This window comes from Microcoleus sp. FACHB-672, from assembly GCF_014695725.1.
Classification (GTDB): Bacteria; Cyanobacteriota; Cyanobacteriia; order Cyanobacteriales; family Oscillatoriaceae; genus FACHB-68.
This window is the reverse complement of sequence record NZ_JACJOU010000012.1, coordinates 321,670-331,806: the sequence shown is the minus strand read 5'-3', so window position 1 is coordinate 331,806 and position 10,137 is coordinate 321,670. Positions and strand designations below refer to the sequence as shown.

At 49.2% G+C, this 10,137-nt stretch carries 9 protein-coding genes; 7 read left to right on the top strand and 2 right to left on the bottom strand.

The genetic code is table 11. The features are described from left to right. Positions 1-5: 5 nt before the first annotated feature. The 5 genes from H6F56_RS08025 (at position 6) to tatA (ending at position 3,440) form a co-directional block, all read left to right on the top strand. Positions 6-740: a prepilin-type N-terminal cleavage/methylation domain-containing protein gene (locus tag H6F56_RS08025; RefSeq protein WP_190666564.1), complete on the top strand. Its 735-nt coding sequence runs from the start codon at positions 6-8 to the stop codon at positions 738-740. Between the two features lie 47 nt (positions 741-787). Further along, positions 788-1,846 (top strand): prepilin-type N-terminal cleavage/methylation domain-containing protein, encoded by a 1,059-nt coding sequence (locus H6F56_RS08020; protein WP_190666562.1) that lies wholly within the window; start codon positions 788-790, stop codon positions 1,844-1,846. An 8-nt stretch (positions 1,847-1,854) separates the two neighbouring features. After that, positions 1,855-2,451 (top strand): pilus assembly FimT family protein, encoded by a 597-nt coding sequence (locus H6F56_RS08015; RefSeq protein ID WP_190666560.1) that lies wholly within the window; start codon positions 1,855-1,857, stop codon positions 2,449-2,451. Between the two features lie 211 nt (positions 2,452-2,662). Continuing rightward, on the top strand, positions 2,663-3,202 hold the full coding sequence (locus H6F56_RS08010) for a type II secretion system protein (protein ID WP_242031907.1): 540 nt from the start codon (positions 2,663-2,665) through the stop codon (positions 3,200-3,202). 58 nt (positions 3,203-3,260) lie between these two features. After that, entirely contained in the window at positions 3,261-3,440 is a 180-nt protein-coding gene (gene tatA, locus H6F56_RS08005; RefSeq protein ID WP_190666557.1) for a twin-arginine translocase TatA/TatE family subunit, read from the top strand. A gap of 175 nt (positions 3,441-3,615) precedes the next feature. On the opposite strand, the gene cphA is transcribed toward tatA, so the two are convergent. Further along, entirely contained in the window at positions 3,616-6,315 is a 2,700-nt protein-coding gene (gene cphA / locus H6F56_RS08000) for a cyanophycin synthetase (RefSeq protein ID WP_190666555.1), read from the bottom strand. Positions 6,316-6,663: 348 nt separating this feature from the next. Then, positions 6,664-7,527, bottom strand: coding sequence for a cyanophycinase (locus H6F56_RS07995; protein ID WP_190666553.1), 864 nt, complete (start codon positions 7,525-7,527; stop codon positions 6,664-6,666). Between the two features lie 305 nt (positions 7,528-7,832). On the opposite strand from H6F56_RS07995, the gene trmD reads away from it, so the two are divergent. Together trmD and H6F56_RS07985 are read left to right on the top strand one after the other, a co-directional pair. Then, positions 7,833-8,543 (top strand): tRNA (guanosine(37)-N1)-methyltransferase TrmD, encoded by a 711-nt coding sequence (gene trmD / locus H6F56_RS07990; RefSeq protein ID WP_190666551.1) that lies wholly within the window; start codon positions 7,833-7,835, stop codon positions 8,541-8,543. A gap of 41 nt (positions 8,544-8,584) precedes the next feature. Further along, entirely contained in the window at positions 8,585-9,862 is a 1,278-nt protein-coding gene (locus H6F56_RS07985) for a DUF1517 domain-containing protein (protein ID WP_190666549.1), read from the top strand. Positions 9,863-10,137: the final 275 nt, after the last annotated feature.

The window sequence follows — 10,137 nt, the reverse complement described above, 5'->3', positions numbered from 1 at the left end:
TAAAAATGCAATCAGCTAAACTAAAAAACACCGAACAAGGTCTAACACTGCTTGAGTGTCTCGTAGGGATTATGGTGCTAGCAGTCATCGTTTCTGCTATCACACCAGCGCTGCTGATTGCCTATGCCTCCCGCGTACAAAACTACAGAACCGAGCAGGCTGTACAAGCAGCTCAAGCAGAAATTAATCGCGTGCGCCTCCAGATAGAAGCAGGAAATTTTGATGGAAAAACATTACCCCCCAAGATGGCACAAGGAGGAGCCGGACAGTTTGAGCTGGACGACATTGGGCCACCCAATCAAGGAAAGGGCAACTGTCCGCAGCAGAATGTGAGCGGGAGTACATCTGAGCTAAGGAACTGGTGTGGCATAGATACGAACGATGATGGAGAGTTGGATCTAGCAGTCCAATCGTTCCGCTCAGCTACTCCCGTTGATGTTTTGCAGCTGACTGGCACGAACTCTAATGACTATAAAGATGTTGCGTTTTTAATGGGAGTGCGTGTCTATACGATAGCGGCTGTACAACGCAAACCTAGCTTGCTACATCCAGCACCCAAACGAAACACAGCTTCAGGCTTGACAGATGGCGCGAAGTCAATAAGTCTGCCTCTGGTGACTCTTTACGCACCCATTGTTAGTAGTGATATAGAAAAAGGAATTTCTAGACGAGGATACTGTGAACTGATTAAGAAAATTTCAACCGATACAACAGCGCAATCAGTAAATTGCAATGAATAAGGCTAATGGCAGGACACCTTGATCAGCAAATGTTTGACTAAATAGCTATGCTTAAGAAAAACTTTAAACATACTTTTCGCCGGCAGCATAAATCAGCAGGATTTACATTAATTGAACTGTTGGTTGCTGTTGCAATGGGCTGGATAGTAATCTCAGCGCTGTTGTATTTTGTAGTACAACTCTCAAGAACAGAACAACAAGAATTAGCAATGAGCGAAACTCAGCGAGATATGAGTGTCGCTGTGGATTACATCGGTTCAGATCTAAAAGATGCAGTGTTTGTATATGATGGTCAGTGCTTAATAACAGGGCAAACAGCGCAAGGTGAGCAGTGTCCGGGTTTGATCGGGAGAATCACTTCATTTCCTGATAATGATGATGACAAGAGGCCGATATTGGCGTTTTGGAAACTTGAGACTGTCCCTTATGTCAATAACCCTGAACCTGCTCAACAATTACCGGGCCTCCAAAGCAACGGAGATTGCCAAGGGGTGGCGGCTAACCGACAAACTGAGTGTAAAAATCTTCAGATCAGCCGCAGCAGTTATACGCTAGTTATTTACTTCTTGAGAAAAACTCCTTCAAGCGGGGGAGTATGGGATGGCCCAGCTCAAATTACCCGCTACGCACTGCGTCAGTATGACCCAGATGAACTCTCAACTTTAAAACTACAAGATCCAAATTTTACACCTCCAAGCACTGGAGGGTATAAGATATGGCCTTGTGCGACGGCAAGCTGTAGTCCAGCACCAGCTCAAACAACTTTCAGGGCTGCCAATGAAGATGTATTAGTTGATTTAGTCGATGATCCTCAAGCAGGTAAAACTCCAACCTGCCGCCTTGAAGGAGAGCAAGCAACGCTATACAAAGATCTGCGATACCAGCCTTCCTACCCAGAAGCAGATCTGGACAAAATTACTAGCTTTTACGCCTGCGTGAGTCCTTGGAAAGCCGGCCAAGGTCAAGAAGTAAAGCTCTATTTGCGCGGTAACGCATTCAAGCGAGCCGGTGCCTCTGGATACAATAACACGGGTTTTTTACCCACCGTACAGGCTCAAGTTAAGACTCGTAGTACATTTGACAGACAGCCGACTTCTCTTTATTGACAACTATTATGACACTCACGACTTCCCTATTGGCAAATCGAAAGCAACAACGGCAAAAGTTGGAGGGTGTAACCGCAGGATTCACTCTGCTGGAATTGTTAATGGTTGTGATGATGGTTGGGATTCTGGCAGTTATTGGCAGTGCCGGCTATCTGGGGTGGATGACTCGGCTGCGAGTGAACGCCGCTCAAAGTACGGCTTTAAATGTGATACGTGAAGCCCAAATTCGTGCTAGGCAGCAAAATACTACTTGGCAAGCCAGCTTTCAAAATACAACAAACTCCGATGGACAGCCAATTGTTCAGTGGGCAGTTCACTCTGCTGCTACGGCCACTAATCCCCCATTTGTACCCACAGGCGTCGCTTGGCAGACTATTGAACAACCATTTATTCAGGTAGATACAGAGAATACAAGCCTAGTTTCTAACTCTGCAACATGGCGAGTTCGCTTTGATCATAAAGGTCAAGTTGTTAAGGAAGGGAATTTAGGCGTGCCGGTAACAATAACATTAACTTCTACAAAAGGTGGTCCCAAGCGTTGCGTGATTGTTAAAACCCTTTTAGGGGCTGTTTCAACCGCTACAGATAGCAATTGCAACAAATAACGGACACTTTAGGCATACTTCAAAAAAAGCCTCAGTTGGCACCTTTAGCTTTTTTTATCTCAGTATCATCAGCAGTTTTCCACAGTAAGTCACGCAAAATGCAGGCTTACTGTGAGCGAGAAAAAACTAACTACAAAAACACATCTACTTTGTATTTTCAAGGGTGCGTCCGTTGAGCTGTATTTCTAAACAAAATAAACCACAGCCACAGTTGAATTCCTCAACTGCCGGCTACACATTGGTAGAATTATTAGTTGTTGTCATGATGATGGGTGCCTTGGCGGTGCTAGGAACCGCCGGCTTTTTAGGCTGGTTAGAGCGTTTGCGAGTTAACGCCGCCCAAAGTGCCGCTTTAAACGCCATTCACGAAGCCAAAAGCCGCTCCACTCAGCAGAAAGGCACCTGGCAAACTACCTTTCGGGAAGTGGAGATTAATGGAAAATCTTACGTTCAGTGGGCGGTTCACCCAGATCCGCCTGCCGGCGAAGTCGCGCCAATGGGTATCCATTGGCAAACGATTGAATATCCAGGGGTTAAAGTCGATACCGCTAACACCACGTTATATACCAAGCAGAAATCAACCGGCCCGTGGCGAGTTCAATTTAACTATAAAGGCCATACCAACGGACAGCTAGGAAAAATTACCTTAACCTCTCAAAATAATAGTAAAGTTAAGCGATGCGTTATCGTTTCCACTCTTTTAGGTTACATCCGCGTCGCCAGCGATAAGCCTTGTCAGCCGAAGAAATGAAAAGCTGCCGGTGTATAGAGCGAATAATAATAGTAGAACAATAGGTTAGGGGATTAATATGTTTGGTTTAGGATTGCCAGAAATGGGCATTATTGCCTTAGCCGCCGTTCTCATTTTCGGCCCTAAGAAAATACCAGAGTTAGGTCGCACCCTTGGTAAAACTTTGCGTGGGTTTAAAGATGAATTGCAATCTCCTGAAGAAGAGGTAGAGGAGAAGGAACAAAAATCTGAGAATTAGCTGGAGATTTAAAAAGTCGGTTTATTGTCTGATTCCAATTAATGGGATTAAAATCAGTTTTCCAGATATTAGCCTAGGGTTTGAACCCCAGGCTAATCGCTAAAGTCCTCAGAAGAGGACGCTTGATTTTAATTGAGCCGGCACCCAACCGGCCCTAGTTTTATGGCAGATTGACTCACATCGGCCTGATTCCAGAAGAAGCCAATCCATCTGCATCACCCGAAATTGCCGAAGCAGCCGGTGAGACGCCATTGCCAGAAATTGGGCGACGCGCTTCAATTAAGCGAATCGCACGGCTCACACTTTCCGGTAAAATCACCACCAAGCTGCCATTCGTGGCCCGATCCAGCGCAGTCTGAATTGCCTCTGTTTCATCCAGAATCGACTCATACCGGCAATCCGGCTTTGCCTTCACAATCCCCTCGCAAATCAACCGAGAAGCATCTCCACGCAGGCGTCCCCGCGTATCATCATCTTCCTTAACCACAATTCGGTCAAAGATTTCTGCCGCTAGTCTCCCAAGGGCCACAAAATCCTCATCCCGGCGGTCTCCCGGCCCTCCCACAACGCCAATTCGCTCACCCGGCCAGTTACGGACAAAACCCCCCAACGCCTCATAGCTTGCCGCATTGTGAGCGTAATCCACCAGGGCGTGAAAACTGCTTAAATTAAACAAATTCATCCGTCCCGGCGTTTGATTCACCGACGCTTGGAACGTCGCCAGCGCCTTGCGAATGCAATCAATCGTCACCCCTTGAGCGTAAGCTGCTAGACAAGCGGCCAGGGCATTGGCGATTTGGAACGGTGCCATCCCCTTCAAGGTCAAAGGCACATTCACCGCCTGCTCAATTCGCAGCGTCCAGTCGCCCTTGAGAATCGACAGATAGCCATTCTCATAAACCGCCGCCAAACCGCCCTTGCCGGTATGCTCACGCAGCAGGGGGTTGTCCGGGTTCATGGAGAAATAAGCAACTGTTCCCTTCACCCGTTTCGCCATCGCCGCCACCAGCGGATCGTCCGCATTCAGCACCGCATAACCGGCAGGCATCACCGACTCAGCCACGACGCTCTTGACATGAGCCATTTGCTCAATCGTGTTAATATCCCCAAGCCCCAAATGGTCAGCCGAGACATTTAACACCACCCCGACATCAGAGCTATCAAACGCTAACCCAGAGCGAAGAATCCCGCCCCGCGCCGTTTCCAGCACTGCTACCTCAACTGTGGGATCTTGCAAAATCAGATTGGCACTTTGAGGGCCGGTATTGTCGCCTTTTTCCACCAGGTAATCCCCGATGTAGGTGCCGTCCGTCGTCGTGTAGCCTACCGTCGCACCCGTCTGCTTGTAGATATGAGCCAGCAGGCGTGTGGTCGTGGTTTTGCCATTCGTGCCGGTGACTGCCAAAATCGGCACCCGGCAAGGCGTACCGGGAGGAAACAGCATATCCAAAACCGGCGCTGCCACATTCCGGGGCAAACCCTGGCTGGGGCAAACGTGCATCCGGAAACCCGGAGCGGCATTCACCTCAACAATCACCCCATCGGTGTCTCGCAAAGGCCGAGAAATGTCGGATGTCACAACATCCATGCCGGCAATGTCAAGTCCAATAATTTTGGCTACCCGTTGGGCGATCCAAATATTTTCTGGGTGAATTTCATCCGTGCGGTCAATCGCAATGCCGCCGGTGCTCAGGTTAGCGGTTGCCCGTAAATAACAAATCTCCCCAGGGGGCAGTACCGTATCGAGATTGTGGCCTTTCTGCTCTAACAGCTTCATGCTATTGCGATCCACCACAATTTTTGTCAGAACGTTATCGTGACCCTCGCCCCGGTTGGGATCGCGATTGGTTTCCTCAATCAGTTCTGCAATGGTAGACTTTCCATTTCCCACGACATGAGCCGGCACTCGTTCAGCCACCGCCACCACCTTACCATTCACCACCAGCACCCGGTGGTCACGGCCTGTATAGTAGCGCTCAACGATCACAGAACGGGTTTTAGAAGCCGCACTCGCCGCGTCATAGGCTTCTATCGCGTGTTCCCGGTCGTTGATATCTATCGTAATGCCGCGTCCGTGGTTGCCATCAAGGGGTTTGAGTACGATGGGGAAGCCACCGACTTCCTCAATTGCTTCATCCAGCTCATCTAAATAATAGATAACCGTTCCCCTCGGCACCGGCACGCCGGCTGAGCGCAGCAGGGTTTTCGTCCCTTCTTTGTCACAAGCCAGTTCCACGCCTAGAATGCTGCTAAAATCGGTCAGCGTTGCCTGAGCGCGTTTGCCGTAAATCCCGTAACCGAGCTGGATCATTGAGCGGGCCGGCAGGGGCATCCAGGGAATACCCCGAAGTTCTGCTTCTTTAACAATCGTTTCCGTACTTGGGCCTAAAGCCGCTTCAGCCCACAGTTCTTTTAAATCTTGAATATCTTGCTCGACTTCTGCTGAAGAGTAGATGCCGGTGTCGGCAATACTCTGACACAGACGGACTGCTGCCCGTGCCGCATAGCGACCGGCTTGCTCATCAAGGTACTCAAACACGACCTGATACACACCAGGCGCGCCGGTTTCACGAGTGCGGCCAAAGCCACTTGGCATTCCCGCCAATTCTTGAAGTTCCAGGGCAACGTGTTCCACCACATGACCCATCATCGTGCCTTCTTGGACACGCTGCAGGAATCCCCCACGACATCCGGGCGAACAGAAATGCTCTACTAAACTCGGTAGCGCTTCGGTCAGTCCCTTATAAAAGCCGGGAATTTCACTTGTAGGCTTCTCAGCTAGGTCTTCTAAATCAAGACGCATAACAATGAGTTTTTGGCGTCTGATACTCCAGTAGTTTGGACCCCGTAATGTCTGAATTTTAAGTATTCTCATATCCGTGTCCGAAGGTGATGCGCGAATCTTGGCAGCAAAGGGGGCAACTAATCTAGTTTCAGGCTTGCCGGTCCCTGCAAACTGTTCATTATGAACATTTCTTGCTTGCTACTTGCTTTATTCCTCAAGATACCACCCTGCTCAAGAGTTAGGCGTTTCAAGCTGGACTTTAATTTAGAGAGTGCTGAGTCCCGAGTCCTGAGTAGGAGAGAGAGTAGAAGAGTAGTGGAGTGGGAGAGAGGCAGACAAAGAAGAAAAGTGAAGAGAGAAGTAGAAATTTGCTTCTACTCACTCTCATGATCTTTATTTGCTGAGGCTGCATTTGCTTAGGCACATCGGCCTAAGTGCTCAACTAGAAACTCGTCGTTCGGGATGAATGAAGCATCGCTTGTGCCGGTCGAAGCGATCACCGTGGCAAAGGAGGTGTAGGCGGAGGTTGCAAATGCTCAGGGGATCTGTCGCTGCTACAAACGGCTGATTTGTGTAGGACATTTCCGTGGGATCAATAATTGTCACCGTGCCTTTGCCCAGCACTTGAATCACACCATCACCTTCAAACATGGCGCAGGTGTCCTCATCAATGCCGATGCCCATTCTATCGGGGTGGGCGGCAACCGCGCTCAGCAGCCGTGCCATGCGATTTCGGTTTTGAAAGTGCTGATCGACGATGATATCTGGGATAATTCCCAGGCCGGTGGCCATATCCACTAGGGAACGATTGGGAGACTCGCCGCTGCCGCCACCGGCAATCATGTGGTGTCCCATCACTGCCGCACCGGCACTGGTGCCGGCTAAAGTAACCTGACCCAGTTGCACTTGCAGCCGGATTTTTTCCATCAGTGGCGTATCCGCCAGCAGTGCACAAAGCCGCAATTGGTCGCCGCCGGTCATGAACACGCCGGTACAGCCTTCAAGGTAGTCTTGCCAAACGGGGTCTTCTCCCTGCGATCGTTCCCGGATGTCAAGCACTTGAATCGCCTTGGCACCCATTTCTTGAAAAATGGTCGTATACCGCTCACCAATGGCTGCTGGCTCTCGCGAAGCGCACGGAATAATCGCAATCTGTGCTGCCGGCCCTCCAGCACGAGCGAAAAACGTGTGCAGGATCTCGCGTCCATGCACTTTGTCTTCAGCTCCGCCAATCACCATGATGGTCGTTTTGGTTGGTTGGGGCATTCTCGGTTCCAGAGATTTATCTTGTAACTGCAGCATGGCCTTGCTTCTGGGCGTGAGGGGGACACTGTAAAAGTTGTAGCCCACTCAGCAGATGTGGCTTCTTATAAAGTTTTCCTGCCCAGTGTAGGCTTTCTGGCTAACAGAATCAATTACAGGCTGGGATTCAATTGTCTCATAATCTTCTCACGTCATTGGCACGCTGTTTTTAACCAATCTCCGGCAGCCAGTAGAAGATTGTTTTTGCGCTTCAGATTTTGCCATCGGCTGGGATCTGGCATAAATGACGTTGGGAGTGCTTTCTATTGTATTTTCTTGTGGTAGTTGTGCGATCGCTAAAACTCGTGAGATTTGATGTAGTCACTTTATTTCCAGATTTTTTCACCTCAGCCTTGCAATCAGGACTGCTGGGAAAAGCTTTAGCCGGCAACATTGCCTCTGTTGGCTTGGTGAACCCTCGCGACTTTACCACCGACAAGCATCGGCGAGTGGATGATGAACCCTATGGCGGCGGTGTGGGGATGGTACTTAAACCGGAACCGATTTTTGCGGCGGTGGAGTCACTGCCGGCAGAACCCAGGCGTGAGGTCATTTTGCTGACGCCTCAGGGTGAGCGAATGGATCAAGGATTATTTCGCGAACTAGCAGCCGGTTATGACCAGTTAGTTTTGCTCTGTGGCCATTATGAAGGCTTTGATGAGCGAGTGATGCATTTAGTTACCCGCGAGGTTTCTCTGGGCGATTTCGTCCTAACTGGCGGCGAAATTCCGGCACTGGCGCTAATTAATGGTGTGGTGCGGTTGCTACCGGGAACGGTTGGCAAAGCAGAGTCCCTAACCGCTGAAAGTTTTGAAGCCGGCCTCCTCGATTATCCCCACTACACGCGACCGCCTGTTTTTCGGGATTTGAAAGTTCCTGATGTTTTGCTATCAGGAAATCATGCAGCGATCGCCCAGTGGCGCAAAGACCAGCAAATTCAACGCACCCGCCAGCGCCGGCCTGATTTGTTAAAAGATATTGAAACCACCCATCAAGAGGAAGGCGATTGCTTATAAAACCGGCTATGACGGTAGAGTAGGTAGCCGGTGTTTTAGCCATGAAAAAGTTCCAATTTATTTGGATAGCACTTTTGTCATTTCTGCTGATTAATGAAGTCAACTTTAATCCCAGCAAAGGTGAGGTCGGGAAGTGGGTTGAGTTCAATTCTGCCGCCTATGCGAGAAGAGGCAGCAGTGGCGGGCGATCGCGAGGGGGTTCCTTTAGCAGACCTTCGCAATCCTCCTCTCCCAGCCGGCCTAGCAGCGGCAACAGTGCCCCCCGTGACTCCTTTCCCAGCCAGTCAGCACCGGCACCTGCGAACTCTAGTGGTTCTAGCAACACTGGGGGACGCGTCCGGGGTGGATCGTTCCAGCCTTCTGCACCGGCACCGGCACCCGTCCCTTACAATCCCCCACGTTCGACAGGGACGACAAATTATCCCCCCAATTATTACCCTGCGAGGCAAGCCGATCCCTACTACCCGCGTGGAGGTGGGACGGTAATTGTGCCGGTGCCAGTGCCGGTGGGTCCTGCACCTTATTATTCCAATCCTGGTCAAGCCCCATACTATGCGCCGGTTGATCCCTCCGTCTCCCAACCCAATCCAAATTATCAGGGTTCTGGCTATTCTTCTTCAAACCGCTCAACCTCTTCTAGCGGCTCATTTTGGAGCTTTTTGATGTTTCTGCTGGTATGCGGGAGTTTAGTATTTCTTGCTTGGTACATTTTTGCCGGCAGAAAGAAAGGCAACCAAAATGAACTCACTAATGACATTGTTACGGTTAGCAAATTGCAAGTTGCCCTGCTAGCTGAAGCGCGTCACATTCAATCCCATTTGTCTGATCTCTCCCTCAGTGCGGATTTAGATAGCTCAGAAGGATTAACACAATTATTACAAGAATCAGCCTTAGCGTTGCTGCGTTCGCCAGAATACTGGACTCATGTCCGTTCGAGTTCGCAAACCCTTAAAAGTCGAGAAGAAGCCGCTCAAGTTTTTGAGCAGTTATCTATCGAGGAACGCAGCAAATTTAGTGCAGAAACGCTTAGTAATGTCGGAGGCAACATCCGCTATGGAGAGCGAGCAACAGCCAATGCTGGTGATGAGTTGGCTACTTATATCGTCGTCACATTTTTGGTAGGAACAGAAAACGATAACCCGCTGTTTGACAGCATTCATTCAGCCGAAGAATTGCAACAAACCCTACAGCGAGTTGCTTCCATTTCACCGGAATACCTGCTCATCTTTGAATTACTTTGGAGTCCACAAAAAGAAACAGATACCCTTTCCTACGATCAGTTGCTGACCGAATACTCAGATATGATTCAAATTGCTTAAAACCATAAAAACAAAGCAGGGGCAACAACAGCAAACGAATTCACGCCCCTGCTCGCCAACCCCAGTGCTGAATCCCAGCTCAAAGAAACTCTCAATTAAACCTCAACCAACATAATACCACTGTTGTACTATAATAACATTTTTATAAAACTATTAAAAGCCAAAAAATTTAGAACCATTCAACTATCAATCTTTTTTGCATTTATCTGAGCTTATCCTCGGTTAAAATCTTAAACACCGGTTTCATATCGACAAAATTAAACATCCAAAAAACC